This is a genomic window from Cetobacterium somerae ATCC BAA-474, assembly GCF_000479045.1.
In the GTDB taxonomy this organism is placed as follows: Bacteria; Fusobacteriota; Fusobacteriia; order Fusobacteriales; family Fusobacteriaceae; genus Cetobacterium_A; species Cetobacterium_A somerae.
The window spans coordinates 2,044-21,664 of the sequence record NZ_KI518139.1; the positions used below are offsets into that span (position 1 = coordinate 2,044).

21 protein-coding genes are annotated in these 19,621 nt (G+C 31.7%); 3 read left to right on the top strand and 18 right to left on the bottom strand.

What is annotated here, in order from left to right; all coding sequences use genetic code 11:
* A partial coding sequence (locus HMPREF0202_RS06215; protein ID WP_023052296.1) for an HNH endonuclease signature motif containing protein occupies positions 1–334 on the top strand: 334 nt, incomplete at its 5' end.
* A 465-nt stretch (positions 335–799) separates the two neighbouring features.
* Here HMPREF0202_RS06215 and HMPREF0202_RS06220 read toward each other — a convergent pair.
* The 16 genes from HMPREF0202_RS06220 to HMPREF0202_RS06295 form a co-directional block, all read right to left on the bottom strand.
* Positions 800–1,441: a hypothetical protein gene (locus HMPREF0202_RS06220; protein ID WP_023052297.1), complete on the bottom strand. Its 642-nt coding sequence runs from the start codon at positions 1,439–1,441 to the stop codon at positions 800–802.
* An 80-nt stretch (positions 1,442–1,521) separates the two neighbouring features.
* Entirely contained in the window at positions 1,522–3,804 is a 2,283-nt protein-coding gene (locus HMPREF0202_RS06225) for a type IA DNA topoisomerase (RefSeq protein ID WP_023052298.1), read from the bottom strand.
* Between the two features lies 1 nt (position 3,805).
* Positions 3,806–6,427 carry a JAB domain-containing protein gene (locus HMPREF0202_RS14715; protein WP_023052299.1) on the bottom strand — a complete coding sequence of 874 codons (2,622 nt, stop codon included), beginning with the start codon at positions 6,425–6,427 and terminating at the stop codon, positions 3,806–3,808.
* Positions 6,424–6,642, bottom strand: a complete 219-nt coding sequence (locus HMPREF0202_RS06235; protein WP_023052300.1) for a hypothetical protein — start codon at positions 6,640–6,642, stop codon at positions 6,424–6,426. The genes HMPREF0202_RS14715 and HMPREF0202_RS06235 overlap by 4 nt, the downstream gene beginning before the upstream one ends.
* Positions 6,643–7,137 (bottom strand): S26 family signal peptidase, encoded by a 495-nt coding sequence (locus HMPREF0202_RS06240; protein WP_023052301.1) that lies wholly within the window; start codon positions 7,135–7,137, stop codon positions 6,643–6,645.
* Position 7,138: 1 nt separating this feature from the next.
* Positions 7,139–7,945 (bottom strand): type IV secretion system protein, encoded by an 807-nt coding sequence (locus HMPREF0202_RS06245; RefSeq protein WP_211231166.1) that lies wholly within the window; start codon positions 7,943–7,945, stop codon positions 7,139–7,141.
* A 128-nt stretch (positions 7,946–8,073) separates the two neighbouring features.
* On the bottom strand, positions 8,074–8,886 hold the full coding sequence (locus tag HMPREF0202_RS06250; protein WP_023052303.1) for a hypothetical protein: 813 nt from the start codon (positions 8,884–8,886) through the stop codon (positions 8,074–8,076).
* Positions 8,883–11,258 (bottom strand): VirB4 family type IV secretion/conjugal transfer ATPase, encoded by a 2,376-nt coding sequence (locus tag HMPREF0202_RS06255; protein ID WP_023052304.1) that lies wholly within the window; start codon positions 11,256–11,258, stop codon positions 8,883–8,885. The genes HMPREF0202_RS06250 and HMPREF0202_RS06255 overlap by 4 nt, the downstream gene beginning before the upstream one ends.
* A 1-nt stretch (position 11,259) precedes the next feature.
* A complete protein-coding gene (locus HMPREF0202_RS06260) occupies positions 11,260–11,514 on the bottom strand; it encodes a VirB3 family type IV secretion system protein (RefSeq protein ID WP_023052305.1) in 255 nt (84 codons plus the stop codon).
* Positions 11,515–11,523: 9 nt separating this feature from the next.
* Positions 11,524–12,459 (bottom strand): P-type conjugative transfer ATPase TrbB, encoded by a 936-nt coding sequence (gene trbB / locus HMPREF0202_RS06265; RefSeq protein WP_023052306.1) that lies wholly within the window; start codon positions 12,457–12,459, stop codon positions 11,524–11,526.
* Positions 12,437–12,709, bottom strand: a complete 273-nt coding sequence (locus tag HMPREF0202_RS06270; protein WP_023052307.1) for a hypothetical protein — start codon at positions 12,707–12,709, stop codon at positions 12,437–12,439. The genes trbB and HMPREF0202_RS06270 overlap by 23 nt, the downstream gene beginning before the upstream one ends.
* A gap of 3 nt (positions 12,710–12,712) precedes the next feature.
* A complete protein-coding gene (locus tag HMPREF0202_RS06275) occupies positions 12,713–14,509 on the bottom strand; it encodes a type IV secretory system conjugative DNA transfer family protein (RefSeq protein WP_023052308.1) in 1,797 nt (598 codons plus the stop codon).
* Between the two features lie 7 nt (positions 14,510–14,516).
* Positions 14,517–15,680, bottom strand: coding sequence for a TraB/TrbI/VirB10 family type IV secretion system protein (locus HMPREF0202_RS06280; RefSeq protein WP_023052309.1), 1,164 nt, complete (start codon positions 15,678–15,680; stop codon positions 14,517–14,519).
* A 4-nt stretch (positions 15,681–15,684) separates the two neighbouring features.
* Positions 15,685–16,455: a TrbG/VirB9 family P-type conjugative transfer protein gene (locus HMPREF0202_RS06285; RefSeq protein ID WP_023052310.1), complete on the bottom strand. Its 771-nt coding sequence runs from the start codon at positions 16,453–16,455 to the stop codon at positions 15,685–15,687.
* 1 nt (position 16,456) lies between these two features.
* Positions 16,457–17,113 (bottom strand): VirB8 family type IV secretion system protein, encoded by a 657-nt coding sequence (locus tag HMPREF0202_RS06290; protein WP_023052311.1) that lies wholly within the window; start codon positions 17,111–17,113, stop codon positions 16,457–16,459.
* Entirely contained in the window at positions 17,106–17,459 is a 354-nt protein-coding gene (locus tag HMPREF0202_RS06295; RefSeq protein WP_315968725.1) for a TrbC/VirB2 family type IV secretion system protein, read from the bottom strand. Before HMPREF0202_RS06295 ends, HMPREF0202_RS06290 begins: the two co-directional genes overlap by 8 nt.
* A gap of 285 nt (positions 17,460–17,744) precedes the next feature.
* On the opposite strand from HMPREF0202_RS06295, the gene HMPREF0202_RS06300 reads away from it, so the two are divergent.
* A complete protein-coding gene (locus HMPREF0202_RS06300) occupies positions 17,745–17,978 on the top strand; it encodes a hypothetical protein (RefSeq protein WP_023052314.1) in 234 nt (77 codons plus the stop codon).
* A 34-nt stretch (positions 17,979–18,012) separates the two neighbouring features.
* Here the strand turns inward: HMPREF0202_RS06300 and traD are convergent, their stop codons facing one another.
* Entirely contained in the window at positions 18,013–18,483 is a 471-nt protein-coding gene (gene traD, locus HMPREF0202_RS14720; protein ID WP_023052315.1) for a conjugal transfer protein TraD, read from the bottom strand.
* On the bottom strand, positions 18,470–19,039 hold the full coding sequence (locus tag HMPREF0202_RS06310; RefSeq protein ID WP_040406639.1) for a lytic transglycosylase domain-containing protein: 570 nt from the start codon (positions 19,037–19,039) through the stop codon (positions 18,470–18,472). The genes traD and HMPREF0202_RS06310 overlap by 14 nt, the downstream gene beginning before the upstream one ends.
* 264 nt (positions 19,040–19,303) lie before the next feature.
* Here HMPREF0202_RS06310 and HMPREF0202_RS06315 point away from each other — a divergent pair.
* Positions 19,304–19,621 (top strand): MobA/MobL family protein (locus HMPREF0202_RS06315; RefSeq protein ID WP_023052317.1); only part of this gene is annotated, 318 nt, incomplete at its 3' end.

The window sequence follows — 19,621 nt, forward strand, 5'->3', positions numbered from 1 at the left end:
TAAAATACCTAAACTATTTTCAGCGAAAAAGAAAGTTATGAATATAGAAAAACAAATTGAGGTAAGTAAAATCGAAGACCCTCAAATAAGAGCTATTTTGAGACTTCAAAGAAACTCAACTTGCGAAGTAACAGGAAAATATATCGCAGGAAATGACAACTTTTATGTTCATAGGCTAGTTCCAATAGAACATGGAGGAAGTGCTGACCTTGAAAATTTAATGTTGCTAGATTCTTCATTCAAAACTTTACTAAAAAGCGAAAATAAAGAGGATTACTATAAAGACAATGAGAACTATGCAAGAATATTAAAAACACTTTCTAAATATAAATAAAATTTAAAATTATGATGGAACGCCGTGTGCGGTGAAAGTCGCATGCACGGTGTGGAGCAGGGGAAAAGGTGGAGATAATCTCAAAGCCTTACCTATTGCTATAAATAAGATTTAATCTACTGATAAGATTTTGGTGATGCCATTTTAAAATATTTTTCCTGAGACTAAGATTCCTATAAAATTTCTATCAAAAGAAATATTAATAACATCAGAATTTTTATTTTCCCCATGTGAAGCATATTAATAGTATAGACTTTGAATAGAGATTTTATCCGTATGAAAATAAAAATCATAATGAAAAAGAAAAGAGTCTTTCTTAACTCTTCTCTTTTACTTTTAATTCTAAAGTATTTAATAGCATTTTAAGAAATAAAACTATTTTTCTTTAGGAGGTTTCATGCTAGAAGTTTGGCTAAGCTTCTTGTTTATTGTTTCTTTTTTTTGAATAAATTCCTTTTTTATTTTTTATAATTCTCTTATTTCTTCTACTAAAAATGAGAATCTTAAAAAATCTTCTACAAATTTAGTTAAAAGTATACTTCTATTCTCTTGCGTTTTTTCTAGTAGTTTTTTATTAATAATACAAACTTTTATCCACTTTTTACTATTTCGTTCAATAGTTTGATCTCTATAATTTTCTAATAGTTTTGCTACTCTTTCCTCTGCTGAAAAACTACCTTTTCCAGTATAAAGTCTAACTATAGCACCTCTTCCAGCTTTAGAACTTATATTTTTTAACAAATAAATATTCTCTTTATCCTCCACTGCATCTGAAAGATCTATTTGACTGAAAAAATTATGAATCATTTTAGCACCTAATACAATATGAGTATCTACAAATCTATAGCTTTTCTCATCTCTCCATTGTCCTATACTAAAAAAGAGTTCTCCTATTTGTTTTCCTTTATTTAAAACTTCAGGAAATCCTCTAAAAGTAAATGTTGTTTTTTCCATTAGTTCATTATTTTCATCTATTATAGAATTTTCTAGGTTATCTATATTAATTTCATAATCTCCTATTTTTAAATGAACTTCATTAGTCAAATTACCGACTAATAAACTTTCTTTTATTGATTCTGCAATATCTAAACTAATCTCTTTAATCATCTCTTCTCCTTAATAAAAATTTTTATTCAAGTGTTTCAACTTATCTTTTCTCAAGATATTATTTTTTCCTTTTATTTCTTTTATAACTTCAAAAACTCCACTATCTCAAATCCCTCATAATTAGCTTTCAGTTTTATCTTTGCGTTATAACTTTTTCCAGCCTTACTCTTTAACCCTTTCACACTAATAGTTTTTCCTTTTATAAGCTCTTGAAACCTCTTTAAAGATATAGCCTCATTTTTCCAAAATATAAACCCACAAGAGCAGTTATAAGCTTTTTTAGACTCTGTTATATCTCCCTGACACTTAGGACAAACTCCGATAGTCTCTTTAACTCTTTCTCCGTGCTCTACCTTTTCATAACTCTTTGACATAATGTCTAAAAAGTCCTTTTCAACCTTTCGAACTAGTTTAGATACACTTGCGCCCTCCTCTATCTCCCTTTGTATCAACCACCACTCAGCTGTTACATTGGCAGTTTTAACCTCATCAGCTATATACTCATAAACCTTTAACCCAAGCTCTGTTGGAACTATCTCTTTTCCCTTTAACTCCACATACCTATCTCTAAAAAGATCCTTTATAACAGTGGAACGAGTAGCAGGAGTTCCTATGCCACCACTCTCCCCTTTTTTTCCTTTATCCTTATCCTTTAGAGCCTCTTTTAATCTAATATCTTTTACATATTTTGATATAGATGTCATATCCTTTAATAGAGAGGCCTCATTATACTGTTTTTTAGGTTCTGTTTCCTTTTCTAGTATTTTGCCACCTATAATTTCACACTCGTATTCTCCGCTATATAAGGAGCTTAAAGAGCTACTCTCCTCTTTTTCCTCTTCAGAGTCTCTCTCATCTAAAAACTCCCTATATCCATAGTCCAGTGTTTTACTAGATGTTCCTTTAAGTATTAAACTCTCTACTACTCTTACCTCTCCTAAAGTTTTTTCCATAATCATAGCTCCTAAAAACTGAACTATATAGTACTTACAGACAATCTCATAGATATTTCTTTCCTCTTCAGTTAGTCTTTTTAAATCTATAGTTGTATTTGTAGGTATTATTCCATGATGTGCAGTTACCAACTCATCATTAAAACACTTTGAAACTTTTGTATAATCCATATTCTCCACTTTAATATCCAGATTTTTAAAAACTCTTTCTATAACTTCTGGTGCCTCTTTAAAATGTTCTAAAGATAGGTACTGGCAATCAGAACGATTATAAGTTATAGCTTTATATTTATCTCTTAAATCTTGAGTTACTCTCATAACTCTATCACTTTCATAGCTCCACTTTTTATTACAATACTGTTGCAACTCTATTAGATTAAATGGTAGAGGAGGTTCTTTTTTAACTATCTCTTTAGATACTATCAATCTTTGAACTCCATTTATCTCTTTATCTAACTCCTCTAGTAGAACTTTATCAATAACTTTTCCATCTGACAAAATCTCCTTAGGTGGTACAAGACTTAACTTTAACCTTACTCTTTCATTTAATCTAGTAAACTCATTAGCTAAATTTTCCAAAGCTACCTTTTTTCGACTTTCATCTAAAAACTCTTTTTCATATCTCTCAATGGCCCTTATATACTCCTCTTTCTCTTGAGTATTTGATTTTTTTACAACCTCTACGCTTTTTTCTAAGATGTAGTAGCAAGATTTTACATGATTTTTAATCTCTAGATACCTATTTACAACTAGTCCAAGAACAGGGGATTTTACTCTTCCCACAACAATTCTTCCCTCATTCATATTGGCTTTTAGTGTAAAAAATCTACTAGCATTAACCCCAAGGTACATATCAGCTAAACTCCTAGCATAAGCAGCTTTTCCAAGGGGTACATATTTTTCATTAGGTTCCATCTTTTTAAAAGCCTCTCTCACTTTATTAGCGTTATTATCATTTATTAGTACCCTCATAACTGGTTTTTTACAGCTGAAATACTCTATTAGTTCATCAATTAGCAGTTGCCCCTCAGAATCAGGATCTCCTGCATGAATCACTTTTTTAATCTCCTTATTTTTTAAAAATCTTTCAATTAACCCCAGTTGTCTATCTATAACTTTTTGACTATTTTCTAATCGCTCTTTCTCCTCCTTTGATAACCCACTTCCTACGTTATAAAACTTTGGTCTACGCTTCCAAGTTTCATCAATTTTTATGGGTAAATCTAGTATTTTCCAAGTTTTAAACTTTTCATCTATCTCTTGAGGTTCTTTAAGTTCAAGAAGGTGTCCACTTGCCCAAGTTAAAATAGAACCTTCACTTTCAAAATATCCAGCACTTTTTTCAAAGCCACCTAAAGCCTCTGCTATAGCTTCAGCTACCCCTTTTTTTTCAGCTATTATTAAATCCATATCATCTCTCCCTACCTAAACTTTGTCCACGCTCTCTTCTCTCCTCTTGAAACTTTTTCCAAGGATTTAACTTTTCCATCTTTATACTTTTATCTAAATCTAAACTTCTCTCTTTTTCATCTGTCATAATTTTTTCACAAAAGTTCATAGCTCGCCTATTAAAGCTTCTATTTAATCTTAACACCTCACTTTTTTCACTCTCTATATTTTTATGATTAATAAAAGGTGAAATATATCTATCTGCATTAGTTTCTATCTCTTTAACTATACTTTTAAACTTATACTCTAGACCTTTGGCTACCTCTTCCTGCCCTCCAAACTCTAAAGTTCCCAACTCCACACGAACTCTTCCACTTTTAAAGCTTTTACACTCTATTTCAAAATCCACATTTCTTCTCTCTTCTAAATTTCTTTCTATCTCTTTATCCTTTAAAAGTATCTTTGAAAGTAGTCTATACCCTTCAACTCCCTCTAAAGTAGTCCCATCTTTAACTTTAAAATCCACTTCAGAAAAGTTTAGTTTTACCTTTAAATCTTTAAAGTCATCTCTTTCCAACCTACCACTATTTAAAACTCCTAGAGCCACCTTTTCGCTGCTTTTTAAAATCTCGTATAGTTCCTGCGGTTTATCCATAAACTCTTTTCCAACTCTTTTAAATACATAGCTATCTTTCTCACTGTTTTCAAATCCCAAATGATTTTTTAAAAGAGCCAGAGCAACACTACTTATAAACTCCTCTTTATAGTGGTTTTTAGATAAAATATTATACTCTCTATCCAGTCTATTTGGGTGTGAAGTGCTATTTATAAACTGTTTTAAAAGTTCAACCTCTCTATCTTTTCCTCTTAAATTTTGAGATATTACAATTGTGTCATGTGCTCTATCGTAATAGCTTAAATCTCCAGCTCTTTCCTCAATTTTACAAGGAATATTTTTTAGTAGTTTATCCACATCCCTTTCAGTAGTTTTCTCTAACTTTGGAAAGTTTTCTATCTGTTCACCATTAAATAGGTGGATTCGAATTTTATCCCTTTGAACACTCTCTTTAAAAAACGCCACCTTCTCCTCCACAGATAGGTTTTCATATCGATTTTTTGTTAGAACCTCTCCATCCTTATCCCTTAAAATAGTTTTTTCCAAAGTTGTAGCTTTCTCACCTTTTTTAATACTGTAGCCCAGTCTATCAGCTTCATTTAGTGTCAGCCACCTTGAATCCATATATCCTTTTTCGCTACTTTTTTCTAAAAGAACTAGTGCATCTAACCCCTTATATTCGTTTCCTGTTACAGGATTAAATAGTTGCCCCAGTACCTCGTTTTTTACTGGATTTACTCCTTTTTCACACCTTTCTAAAAACCTTTTAATAAATTTTTCCTCCACAGGAGAAAGTTCAGTATCTCTTTTAAATGCTAGCTCTTTTTCCTTTATCTCATTTCTTTCAACTCTAGGTGTTTCTATTAGAGGCTCTTTTTCAAGTTCAATTGAAACAGGATTTGGTTTTTCTGTAAGTTTACTAAAGGTAGCTAGATTGTCCTCTCTCATTGAGGTATATCCCTCTCTTGAAATAACTACACTATCAACTAATCTACATCCAACTCTTTCTAACATATCTCCCATCTCTTGAGTTAAACTAATATCTTTTTTAGAAGGAGTTAAATTTCCTGAAGGATGGTTATGGATAAACATTACAGAGTGAGCTTCACTATCTAGCGCTAGTTTTAGTATCTCTCTAGGATAAACTACACTCCGATCTATTGTTCCATAAAAAAGATTACTATTTTTAATAATGTTATTTTGTTTGTCCAAACAAAGAACTTTAAAAACTTCGTAATCTTTCTCTCCAAGCTCTGCTCTTACATAGTGTGTAAGCTCTTTTAAGTCGCCACTATATCTCATTCTTTCAACCTTTTTTGCTAAAAAATCATCAATTGTATCCTTTAAAACCTTCAGTTCTGAGTTTTTTTCATTTTTTATCTCTCTTACAATATCCTCATAATTTTTAACTTTATACCCATGAGCTTTAAATATATTCACTAGGTTTTTCTCATTTTCACTGTAATTTCTATCTTTAGTTTTTTCTAACCCCTCTAATACTATCTTGTGAACTCCTTTATATTCTAAGGGTCTCTCATGACCTTCGTTAAGAAAAGATACCACTTTATCCTCTTTATCTATGCCCACACTGTCAACGAGATTATATCCCATATCATCTAAAGTATCTCTAAAGTACCCTGCATACTCAAAGTTATCACTATTTACTAAAAGCACTCCACCTTTAGCAAATCTCTCACTTAAAGCTGCTCTTAAAACTTTATTTTCTATCTCTTCATAATCACTTTCTAAAACATTACTTTCTAATTTTTTAAAACTTTCCACTTCATTATTAGCATTTAAAGATAGCAGCGCCATATCTCCATATTTTATATTGATATCTGGGTCTCTAAAGTACTCACAAATATTAGCTACATCATTGAAGCTTTTTAGCATAATCCTTTCTGGTTTTGTCACTCTTCCCATATAATCAATTATAGATACTAAATTTTCACTCTCTTTTGAGTTATATTTAAGATTTTCTTTTAATTCTAACTCATTCTGGCTTCCAAACTCCTTTAGTATGCTCATGGCTCTACCTCTTTATATGAAGCTACTAGTTCTTCAAGTTCTTTTTTTTCAATTATTTCATCTATATTTTCAGATTTAGAATATTTCATAAGAGCTTCTAAGATATTTTCTTTAGTATATTTTAAGTTTTCTTCATGTTCCTCTATAAGTTTTTCTATCTCCTCTAGTTGCTCCAATATTAACTCATTTTTTAATCTCTCTTTATTTTCATTCATTTAAAACTCCTTTATTAAAATAGTTTTTTTTAATATTTCACTTTTTTCCACAGCTCCAAAATATCTGCTATCAAAGCTATTTTTCCCTCTTCCTAGAAGAAAAACCTCATCACTTTTTAAAACTCCATTTTTTACAAAGCTAATTAACTCTCTGCCTTTTGGATCCACCTCAGCAATATCTCCTTTAATCTCACCATTTATATAGATTTTATTGTGAACTACCTCCACACAGTCCCCTTCTACTGCTACCACCTCTTTTAAAAGTGTCTTTATATTTTTAGGCAGATACCCTCTAGAATAAAGAGTTTCTTTAATATTTAAGGGGATGTTTAAAACTACAACGTCCCCTTTTTTTAACTCATCAATCTCCTTTAATAGATAGATACCTTTTTCCATACTAGGAGATAGATTTAAAACAAAGTATCTACTACTTAGCTCTTTTACAAAGAGATAAAGCAGTAAAGAGGTTGCTATAATGCCTATTTTTCTTCTCATACTAACCACCAGTAGCTTTCTTATATGCAGAATAAACCTTTTCACCCATATTTTTTATCTCAGAACCAGCTTTTCCAATATTCCCACGATTTAAGTTACCAGAAGCATTTCTTATTCCAGAATCAGTAAGAGATAAATTGCTTATTGATCCAGTTAAAAGTGTTGAAACTATAATTGGAATTCTTGTTATTAGTAAAAAGAAAAATATAACTATCACCAAGTTATTTATAAGTCCAATAGGATTTTTATCATCTATAGAATCTAACATTAAAAAGTTTTCAATATACCTATTAAAAAAGTTTATAATTATAACAGCCACCATAATCTCTACTCCTTGGGAAAGAAGAGAGTGAAGTCCCTTTGTAGCCACCTCTCTAGTTTTAGAGAAAACTCCAAAGGGCATAAGTACAAAGGCCAGTGCTGTTGTAAGATAAAACTTTATAAAGATAATAACTATCTCTAGAGCTATAAGTCCCGCCACAATTCCAAGACTACTTCCAAGTAGAAAAAGAGTTATTGGCAAACTTTCAATTAAAGCTAAATCCATAGCTAAAGCTCCAGCTGAAACAGTTAGAAATATTGGTGTTATCTTTGACATAACCAGTGAAAATACAACTCCTGGAGAGGTTTCAAGGGATTTTGAAGCCACCCCAATAGAAGCCAAATTCCCAAGTTGTATAAAGCCATCTAAAATAGTTTTTATAATATATCCATACTTTGTTATTAGCCATATGAAAAACCCATAGAGAAGAATTTTTTTCATAAGAGTTATAAATATTCCCATTCCATCGTCCTCGTTAAAAAGCATGGAAAGAGTTAAGTCCAACATTAAAAATATATAGAGCATACTTTTAACAGTTGGAGTTAGGTTGTTTATTATACTTGTGCTCAAATTTTTAAACTCACCTATAACCACTAAAAAGTCTAAAATTTAAATCAGCCTCCAATCGTTACTTTCTGTTTTTTTAACTCCTCATATCTTTGTAACTCCTCATTCATAGATTTTTTTAAATCAGCTTCAAGAGTATCAAGTTTGTTCTCCTTTGCATTGTCCTCTGTCACCTTTACAGATTCCACAGAAGCGTTCATCTTAACCATTGTTGACATTACACTTTTTAAATCTAGTAGTATTGTATTAGTTTGTCCAAGTAGATTGTTTGTTGCTTGAATTGCTTGAAGGGCACCAGTTGTTGTGCTACTGGCATTAAGTAGAGTTTCTAAGTTCGCTTTATCACTTTTAAGTTGTGCTGTAAAACCTGAGTTTATCATAGAATCATAAAGAGCATATTGTGTCATCTCCTTAGCTTTTTTTAGTTCTCTATCCACTTTTTTAAGATTCTCCTCTGTAAACTCTGTGTTCTTTTCAAAATTTTCTGGGTCCTTTTTATATATATCCCAATATCTATTAACTAGCTCTTGTTGATTATATATAAATCCCTTACTTTGATCTTGTAGTGAAATAGCCTGATTTAAAGCGTATCTTAAAGAGTTTATATTTCCATCACTTATATTTTTTCCAAGTCTTTTTAAATTCTCAACTTGGTTTTTTATCATATTTATCTCATTTTCAATCTGTTTTGCCTGTTTTATCCCTTGGTCCAATAGCTCTGTATTCATCCCAGTTTGAGTTTTAGATATAGTTTTAACTAAATTTAGTAAATCTCCAAATCCCTTTATACTTATAGATTTTCCCAAAGTTGAAAGTCCTAAAATTATAAAAAGCAACACTAAACTCCTAATTTTTCTCATACCTCACCATCCTTTAAATTTAAAAACTCCTTTGTAAACTCATCTCTATTCCCACATCTTTTATATATCTCTAAAGCTAGATTTTGATTCTCTTGACTTGAAGAAGCAAGAAGTTTCAAGCTTTTCTCACGTAGTGCTAAAGAAAACTTTCTAGCTCCAACTTCACTTTTTAAATAGTACTCTTTCTTTGGAGTTGAAACTGCTATAATCTCTACCTCTCGTCTATTTAAGCCAAACTTTTCATAGATAGGTATATAGTTTTCCCCTTGAGCATTTACATTAGGTAAAAATATCTTTGTTTTACATGCATCTAAAATTGTTGTAAAAAGCTTAGAGTTTAAAATATCTCCTAACTCCTGTGTGGCAAAAACAACAGATGTATTTTTCTTTCTAAGGACCTTTAACCACTCGCGAATCTTATTTGAAAACATCTCATTATCAAAGAACATCCAGCACTCATCTAGTATAATTAAGCTTGGGCTACCATCTAATCTTCTCTCTATCTTATGAAAAAGGTAGTTTAAAAGTGGAATTAGAGCCTGCTTATTGTTAAAAATCTTTCCCATTTCAAATACCTGCCACCTATCATAGTGTATACTCTCTTTATCTGAATCAAAGTATCTTCCTAAAGCTCCAGTTATCATATAGTTGCTAAGAGCCTCTTTTAATGTTGTATCACTCAGATAATTAGAAAATGCAGTTAACGTTCGAAACTCTTTTGGAGTTGTGCCTAGAAGTTTTAAAGCTTCCCATATTTTATCCTTTTGTAGCGGTGTCAGCTCTATCCCCTCCTGGATAAATATCTCAATTATCCAATCGTTAGCCCACATTAACTCTATTTCAGAGTCTACATCACCTAGAGGTTGAAAACTTAAATCCTCCTCTCCCAAATCATAAAAGTGTCCACCCATAGAGTATGTAAGAACTCTACTTGAACCATCCTTATCAAAGAAATATACATTTGAGTTATCATATCTAAAAAAGTGGCTGGCTATAGCACCTAAGAGCACCGATTTTCCAGCTCCAGTTGGTCCTACAATGCATGTGTGCCCCACATCTCCCACATGAAGATTAAATCGAAATGGTGTTGATCCTTCAGTTTCTGTATAGATAAGTGAATCAACTTTCAAATGTCTATTTTCCCTATCCCCTGCCCAAACTGAGTTTAAAGGTATAAGGTGGGATAAAGTTATAGAGTTTAGAATTGGTCGCCTAATATTGTGGTATATATCCCCAGGATTACTTCCAAGATAGGCTTCAACTCCATTGACACCCTCGATTACTGCCACAAATCCCATATCATTTATAGTTTTACAAATAAGCTCAGCCTTTCTCTCAACCTCATGAAAATCAGAATCCAAAACAATAATTGTGCAAGTATAGTAACCTTGCGATAGATAATCCCCTCTCACTAAGTTCATCTGATCATCTATACCCTCAGCTTTTTCAAGGGCATCTCGATTTTCATTTAGATGTTTTTCTCCATTGGTAAACTCGTTTAAAACTCTTTGAAGAAAAGATAATCTCCCTTGGAAAGTGGTGTTCCAGATACCTTTTAATATTGATAGTGACTCTTGCTTTCCAAGAGTTAAAAACCTTGTTACCCACCTATACTCTATATTCAGATGGTTCAATCTATCGAAAAATCCAGCCTCTGTATATTGTGGAAAATCAAGAATAGAAATAGTTCTCATATGTTTTTCTCCAAGTTGAGGTTTTAAGCCACCAATCATAGGAGTATCACATAGATAGTTTCCCATATAGTTTGGAACAGTTGGAATTTTAACCTTTGTCATCTCATACTGGGATACACAAGAGTGTAGATAGGTGTATGTTTCCTCATCATTTAATGGATATATCTCCAAAAAAATCTCCTTTAACAGCTCATATATCTCCCCACACTCTTTTTTAAACTTTTCCACCACCTCATCTAAGTTATTCTTTCTAGAAACCTTTCTCTTCACAAAAAAGTCACCCAATTTTTTCCTATTATCTAGTGGTGTTAAATACACAAAAGTTAAATAGTACTCACTTTCAAAATGATTTCCACTCTGAAAATGGCCATATCTTTCCTCATCAATAATTTGTAATCCTAAAATATGGAAGCCATTTTTTACATAGCCATCACTGCGTTTTCTTCTAGCCTCTACAAACAAACTCCAACCACTATCAAATCTTTTTATTACGTTATTTATTTTTGCCACAATATACTCTAGCTCCTCCTCTGTGGCGTTATCTAAATCTTTTCCTCTATATCTAAAAGTTTTTTCCAAAGTTCCATTTTTATTTAAAACCACTCCCTCATCTACCAGCAGTACCCAAGGGACATAATAGCTTAACTTATCCTTTAATTTTTTATACTCTCTTATCATATTAGCCCTCGTTTAAATAGTCTTTTTGTTTGCTATATCTCTTAAAAAAAATCTTTATAAGCAGAGGATCTTTTTTACAAACTCCTCTTAAAATAAAGTGAATAATAAAATTGATAACCAGTAGTATCGGTTGCTTTAAAGCTAGTAAAAATACACCTCCTAAGGTTATATTTAGTATAAAAGCCTCTCTTGAAATTCCCATAATTGTTTGAGGTTTAATAAGTCCTTGGCAAACAGGTACTCTATTTTTTTTCATAACTTCCTCCTAGAACTCTTTTAAAATATATCCCTTATTAAACTCCACTAGCTCAGTTATAGATGTTACCTTTCTTAAGCCACGCTCTCTTTTTAAAACCACAATAATATCAACAGTTTTTCCAATTAACTCCTGCTGTTTATTTACAGATACCCTTTCAATATACTGCTCAAGTTGTCTTAAGCCACCAATAGCTGAATCACTATGAATAGTTGAAATACCTCCAGGGTGTCCAGAGTTCCAAGCTGTTAGTAAATCTAGGGCTTCTTTTCCTCTAATCTCTCCAACTATAATTCTATCTGGCCTATATCTCATAGTTGATTTTAAAAGGTCTGTCATGGATGTATAATCAGAAGTTTTAAAGAAAACTGTATTTGGGCAAAGACTTTGTAGCTCTCTTGTGTCCTCTAAAATAAGCAACCTTTCATCTTTTTTTATGCTACCTATGCAAGCGTTGACAAAAGTTGTTTTCCCGCTACTTGTTCCTCCAACTACAAGTATATTTTTTCTATCAAGAATAGCTTTTTCTATAATACCTAGCTGGCTCTCTTTTAAACATCCCATATTCACATAATCTCTTAGAGAAAACACAAGAGTCGACATCTTTCTTATTGTAAAACTGGGGTTTTTCACAGTTGGTGGAACTCGTCCTTCAAATCTAAATCCTGTTTCTGGAAGCTCTGCACTTAGCCCACTATTTCTTTCATCCACTATGGTTTTTACATGAGTTGCCACAGTGTTTATAATTCTCATAGCTGTATCTGCATCTACAAAAATCTCGGTATCTCTTTGACCATCACTTAAAGTATCTATCCAAAGTTTTCCATCAGGATTTAGCATCACCTCAATTACATTGTCATCTTGAAGAAACTCTAAAATCTCCTTCCCAAAAGAAAATCCCAAAATATTTAAAATTCGTCTATTATACTCCTTTTTCTGCTCCATTCTCCACACTCTCACCTTCTTTTAACTCCAATACTTTCTCTAGCTCCTCGTACAGCTTCTTTAAAAAATCTTTATCACCTCTTTTTCCTTCCAAGATCCTAGCTGTACTCTCATTTTTTACAAATCCATAGAAGTATTCAATTGTTAATTTTTTCAAGTACTCATTTTTTTCCATCTTTAATTTTCTTGATTTCTCAAGTATCTGTTGTTTTTTATCATCATAGCTTTCATAACTTTTCTTTTTATTCATATTCTACTCCTTCATACAGTCATATAGTCCCTCTATTTTTTCAACTTTCTCCTTGGTTTTATCTAAAAAGTACTTCTCCAAATAATATCTAATCTTATAGCCCATAAGCGGGTATTTTCCACCAAAAGCTATAATATTTCTTTTGTCGCTAAGTTTATTTCTTACCTCTTCAGGAGTTAAAAGTTTTCTTCCTATAGTATTTTCAGAGATATTTCCATCAAGTCCAACTCCCATTTTTTTAGATGATTGATTTTTTACTTTAATTGTTTTTTCCCCTAAAATATCTGATATTAGTTGTGGGGTTTCTTTATCAGAAGGAGTGGGAGTGTAATAAACAGACACCATACAGTTATCTAAAATAGTATTTTTATCCCCATATACATTTTTTAGTTGATTTAAAGCTTGAGCTATGATAACAGCTTTCATTCCATATCCAGCTATATAAGCTAATGCTTTTTCTAAAAGTGGAACTTTCCCAAAAGCTGGAAACTCATCTAGCATAAGCATCATTCTATGTTTATGAGGAGAGCTATTTACATCTTTTAGTTCTGGGCAAAGAGTTCCAATAATCTGAGTTAATAAAAGTCTAACAAGAGGGGATAGTGTGTCTATAGCTTCAGCTTCAACAACTACGTATAAATCCACAGGTGTAGTAAAATTCATTAAATCTATAACTTTAAAATCAACTTTTCTAGTATTTTTTCTAATAATGGGATCCTTAAATAGTGTCAAAGTAGCAAGGGCAGAAGATATAATACTTGCTGCCTCTTTTTCATCCTTATTTATAATCTCTGCTGCAGTTCTAGCTACAATTGGATGAGTCCTCGGTGGGATACCCTCTATTTGAGACTCTTCATAGATATTTTTAAAAAATCCAGATTCCTTTATATGCTCATGAGCAATTAAATCTCTAAGCCTATCAAAAAGTGGAGCCTCTGTTGATGTTAGATAATCTACTAAATCTCCAAATGCTGCTACTTTCCCCTCTTTATCTTTTTCATAGAGTACATGAAGTATCATTCCAACTAAAAAGGTACTTGCTGAAGTTTCCCAGTGGTCCCTTTTTTTACCAACTCCAGGATCTGTTAGAATATCTGCAATAATTTGAACATCTTTAAACTCCCAAGAAGTACCAAGTCTTACTCCACCTAAAGGGTTATATGAAATAGAACTCTCTGAATAAGGTGCAAATTTTAGTAGTTTATGTTTTAATCTATTTTTTCTATATCCTGATGTTAAAGCCCAGTTTTCACCTTTTAAATCCAGTACTAAAGAGCTACCTTGCCAGTTTAGAAGTGTTGGTATAATTATTCCTACACCTTTTCCAGAACGGGTAGGAGCTATTACAGATATATGGGTTTTATCGTTTTCAATAACTGTTTTTCCATTTTTAGTTCTTCCTAAAATAACTCCATCCCTATACTCACCTTTTTTACAAAGAATACCCATCTCTGAAAGTTCACTCTCTTTTATCCAACGAGCTGAGCCATGAGAATCTAGCTCCTGTTTTTTCAAAAGATAAATAAATATCCCCGCAGTAAAAGCAAAAAGTAAACTTGCTCCTAAAGTTGTACTTATATCCACATATCTTTTTAAATATGGATTTTTATATAATACTTTCCATCGCAGTATTGAATATGGATTATAAAGTCTTTCATATAGAGGTTTTCCAAGGGCTGTATGATAGTTTAAAGCTTTAGCCAAATTTTGTGTGGCAACTCCCAAAGAGATAGTTACCATAATAAAAATAACTCCTGTTACCACAAAATATTTTTTTATTTTCTTATCCAGTTTTTTCATATTCCACCTACTTATATGGCGTTAAGATAATGTCACTATTTACAATTACATTGAATCTACTTCCTGGAGATACCTCAATAGTTGGCTGAATTCCCAAGATTTTATTGGCCACAGTGTTTCCAATAGAGATAATCTGCTCACCGCCACCTTGAGCTGCAGCTACTCGCCAATCATTGTCATCATATCTATCATTTGTAACAATAGCTCCTCCAGCTCCTAAAATAGAGCTAAGTACAACAGCTTGAAAAAGTTTAAAAGTATGGTTATTTACTTTTCCAGTTACCCCTGCATACCCCGACAAATCAACTCCTGGAAAGTTCTCTAAATTTAAAGAGTTACCATTAGGAAATATTAATCTTTGCCAAACAATAAGAATCCTTGATTGACCAAAAGTTATAGCACTATCGTAGGTTCCAACTACTCTCGTTCCCTTTGGAATAAGAAGATAGTTACCTGAAACCGTGTCATACACATCTTCACGAATATTACCCATTATAGTTCCAGGTAAATCTGAGTTTATCCCACTTATCATAATTCCTGGTAAAATAGAGCCAGCTTTAATCTCATAAGGAGAAAAAGAGCTCATCTCCTCATAAGGGTTATAATTTTTTCTTCCCGGTTCAGAGTTTAAAAAGGCTTTTTTCTCTTGCTGGTCGTTTGAAATTTGCCCGTTACTGCTGTTTTTGCCACCTTCTAAAGATATATTCATATCCTGCTCGTTTCTATTTTCATCTTGAAACCCTATATTAGCTTTTCTCGCTGCTATTTCATCCTGTACCAATCTTTCGTAATAGCGTTCTTTTTGCTCTTCATAGGGATTAGGAATAGTTTTAGCAGGCGGAGGTATTATGTTTTGATTCTCACTGCCACCTACTTCAGGTTTTGTCTCAATTTTTTCAGATTCTATCTTTAATCTTTTTATCTCCACTCCATCATATCCAAGAAGCAGATTCAGATCCTCAACACCGTCCTTTCTTACACTATCACTTTCTATGCTCTCTTTCGCTTCAGCTTTTGCCACCTTTTTCTTAGGTTTTTTTAAAGCTTCATAAAATCCATAAGTTATAGCTACCACAAGAAGAATTGCAGCTCCTATTGCCACCTCTTTTTTTATCTTCTCTTGAGGTTCAGGTTTTTCAACTTTATCTATCTCTTTCTCCTTTTCCTCCATACAGTCACCTTCTCCTTATAGTAATCTCTTTTTCTCCAACTCTTAAAACACCCTCTTTAAAAGTTCTATCTACAATGAGATAATTCCCCTTTACACGGTAGTTTACAAGAAGAAGTTTCTTTCCATCCCTGATGTAAAATGATGGCAACTCTTGAAGATTACTGTTCATAACCAAAAAGGTTTTCTTTCCATCGTCAAAAATCACAGATGGAACAAAGGAGTACTTCTTAGTGTTCACAGAGTATTTATAATTTAAATTTCTTGGGTCTGTTAAAGTCATCTCCTCTTCACTTTGAGTTTTCACTATATTTTTCATAATATCATCTTGTGGATAAAGCCATTTAACCACAGGGTTATACCACTCTTTAGCTGAATAAAGATTTATATTATATGTTCTTTTATTTGTATTTATAACAAGATTAGTTTTTAAACCTAAAGAAAAAGGTTTTATATATATAACTGTTCTTTGTCCCTCACTAGAACCTGTAACTGCACTAGCTTTTGACCATCTAGCTGTATCTCCTCCAGCCACATAGGTTACCTCCTCACCTGGCTGAAGAAAAATTGTTGTTAGATAGTTAACTCTACAATAGATTGTGTACATTGAGTTTTCATTATAAACAAACTCAGTTTGTATATTTGCCTTAGCCTCTTTTATTCCAGAAACAATAATAGCATTGGCACTTGGTGATATCTCTTTTAAAAAATTTTCGTTACTTCCTAGGGCCACACTACAAATCAAAGCTACCCCTATTAAAGTTTTGCATACTCCCATGTCACTTCTCCTTTGAGATAGAAAAGTCCGTTACCATAATTCCTAAAGGATTGTTATCAATCTCCTCCAGGGTTTTTGGCTGTTTTTTATCTAAAGTAAAAATTCCAATTAGGTTTTCTTTAGATACAACCTCTCCATTTTTATCGTAAATCTTCTCTTCCCATCTCACTTGATATGAATTTTTTGTTCCTGAAATCTTTGTAAAAGAGTTAATGAAAACATCTCTTGATAGAAACATCTCAACCATCTCACTAAGCTTCTCTTTCTGAATTAAATCTCTATACTTTTTCTCTGAAAATCCATTTAGAAAAAATAGATTCTTTTTAAAATTTCTTCCAACTAAAACTTTATCTCTTGGGACACTTCTCATATCTCTTAAAACCTCTTTTAAAAAATAACTTTGAGCTACCTCATCAGGAACATATTTAACCTCATAAGCTGTATTTATAGCTTTTGCATTTCCTGTACTATCCACCTCAATAACATATGGAACAAGGCTTGATCTTGTAGATAGATAAAAGGTTATTGATAAGGATACTGCTAAAAGAACCAAAGAGATAAAAGACAATAACTTCCAAGTATGAATAGTTTTAGATTGCTTCATATAAAAGTCCAAAAACTCCTCCTTTGCCTTTTCATACCCTATCTCCCTATCCAAAAGTAACTCCTCCTGTTATATTAAATACGTTACTTACCAAAATAGAAGCGCCACCTACAATAGCCAGAGCTGCCACAATTTTTATAGATTTTCCCATCATGCTACCACCATCAGAAAAGGCCCAAGTAAGTCCGGCCACTGCGATAGATATTAGAGCCACCGCCAAAGCCACCGGCCCATTTACAGATTTTTGAATTACGCTTGCAGGCTCCTCCCATACCATATCAGCATTAGTTGAAGCAAAAGATACAACTGAATTAAAAAAATACAACGTCATTCCCACAACTACTCCATTAAACTTTTTCATTTTAAACCTCCTTGAATTTTTATAAACAAAAAAGCCCATGAAAAAAGCAAATGATAAAAATATCATCTACTTAAATTCACGGACTTTGGGTGCTCCATTTAACCATTGAAAATTATTTTTTTATTGAAAAATTTAAAAATATTTGGGTGCTCCATTTTTCTTTAAATTTACTATATTTTCTTGGCTCTCTTTTTCTAATTTTTATATCTTTTTCCTTTTTTTCCCTAAAAAAAAGATTTTAAAAAAAATTTTGTATATCTAGGCGGCACTCTACTTCTGATAAGTTTGAGTTCTAAAAATAAAATTTTTTTAAGGAGTCATTACATGAAAGAAAAAAATAAACACCTCTTAAATTACGAAGTTAATGAATTAAAATTTTTAGAAGCTTTATCTTTAGGAATCACATTTAAAACTAATCATAAACTCTTTCATTCCAAGCAATTTGGAGATCGAAAGCATTACGAACAAACTTTTCAATATGACCTTTATTCTGAAAGATTTTTTGATTTAAATAAGGCAGAACTTCTACGACTTGGGATAATTAAAATAAAAAAATAATTAAAAACTATAATCATATAAAAAACCTCTATCTCTAGAGGTTTTTTATATAATCTTTTATTATTTCAAATTGACTTATTGTTAAATCTTGAAATAACTTTTTTTTAAATCTTTCCTGTATATAAACTCCTAAATCTTGATTTTTAGATTTAAATATATTAACTAGTTCTAATAACTCTTTAATCTCTTCTTTTCCAATTTCGTTATTTTCTTGATTTTTTAAATTTTTTCTTTTTTCTAAAATCTCTTTTCCTTTTTCAAAATACTTATCTCTATTTTTAAAAAATACCTCTTTATTTTCATGTAAAAACCCAAGTAATGCTTCACCACTTTCTTTATCCAAACTTTCAATTTCAAATAAAGCTCCTAACATTATAAGATTCCGAGCTCTTTTTCTTCTTTTCTCTCTGCTTTCATTAGACATATATATTTTTTTATCTCTTTCTAATTCTTGAAGCTTTTCCCTACTTTTTTGAAGTTTTTCATTTAATTCATCTATTTTCATCTTTTTCTCCAAATTTAAAAGTACTCTCTTGAAAAGAAACTGGATTAAAAATATATTTTTTATTAAAACTTCCAGTATATATTTTTAAAACTTCTGAGATATAGTTATCTGTCTCTGTAAAAGGTGGAATACTTTCATATTTTTGAACACTGCTATGCCCCGCATTATAACTTGCTAAAGCTAAAGCTATATCGTTATTATTTAATTTTAAACATCTTGAAAAATATCTAATTCCAGCTTCAATATTTGACGAAACATTAAACGGATCTACTTGAAGTTCTTCAGCTGTTTCAGGCATAAGTTGCATTAAACCAATTGCTCCTTTTTCTGATATAGCATTATGATTAAAGTTACTTTCAACTTTTATAATAGAAACTACTAGCGCTGGATCAATCTCATATTTACTTGAAAATCGAATAATATCTTCATAGATAAATTGAGCATTCTCTAAGTTAGAGATATTTTTTAAAATATATGTTTCTAAAAGTTCGTCCTTTGAGAAAATAGTTGAAAACATTAAACAAAATAGTAAAGTAAGTTTATTTCTATACCGCATTAATTCTCTCCTTTTAAAAATTTATTAGTTTTTGCTTTTTATTCCAAATATAGAGCATTTCCTTTTTTAAAAAAATAAAAATCAAAGAAAAAATAGAAAAAAATAAAGAAATAGATCATTCGCATAGTATAACTACCAAATAGAAGTCACCAAAGTGCACGCTTAATAGTTTCTAACATTTGCTCTGGCAAATTGCTAGAAACTGCGTATTTGAAGAGGTTTTCTGACCTTTCAGGTGTCTTCGACTTTAGAGGAGGTGAAATCATGGCAAATTATCATTTGAATATATCTTATGGTAGAGTTGGAAAAGGTGGGCCACATATTGACTATATTTTAGGACAAAATAAATACGCTAATAAAGAAACTGAGATTAAATACACTAATCACAATTTGCCTAATTGGTGCAAATCTCCTAAAGAATTTTGGGTAGCTGCTGATGACAATGAAAGAATTAATGGCACAGTGTATAAAGAGATTAGAATATCTCTTCCTAATGAACTGTCTCATGAGAAAAATATTGAGCTTTTAAATGAATTTATAGATACTATTCTAGAGGGAAAATATCACTATTCTGTATCTATT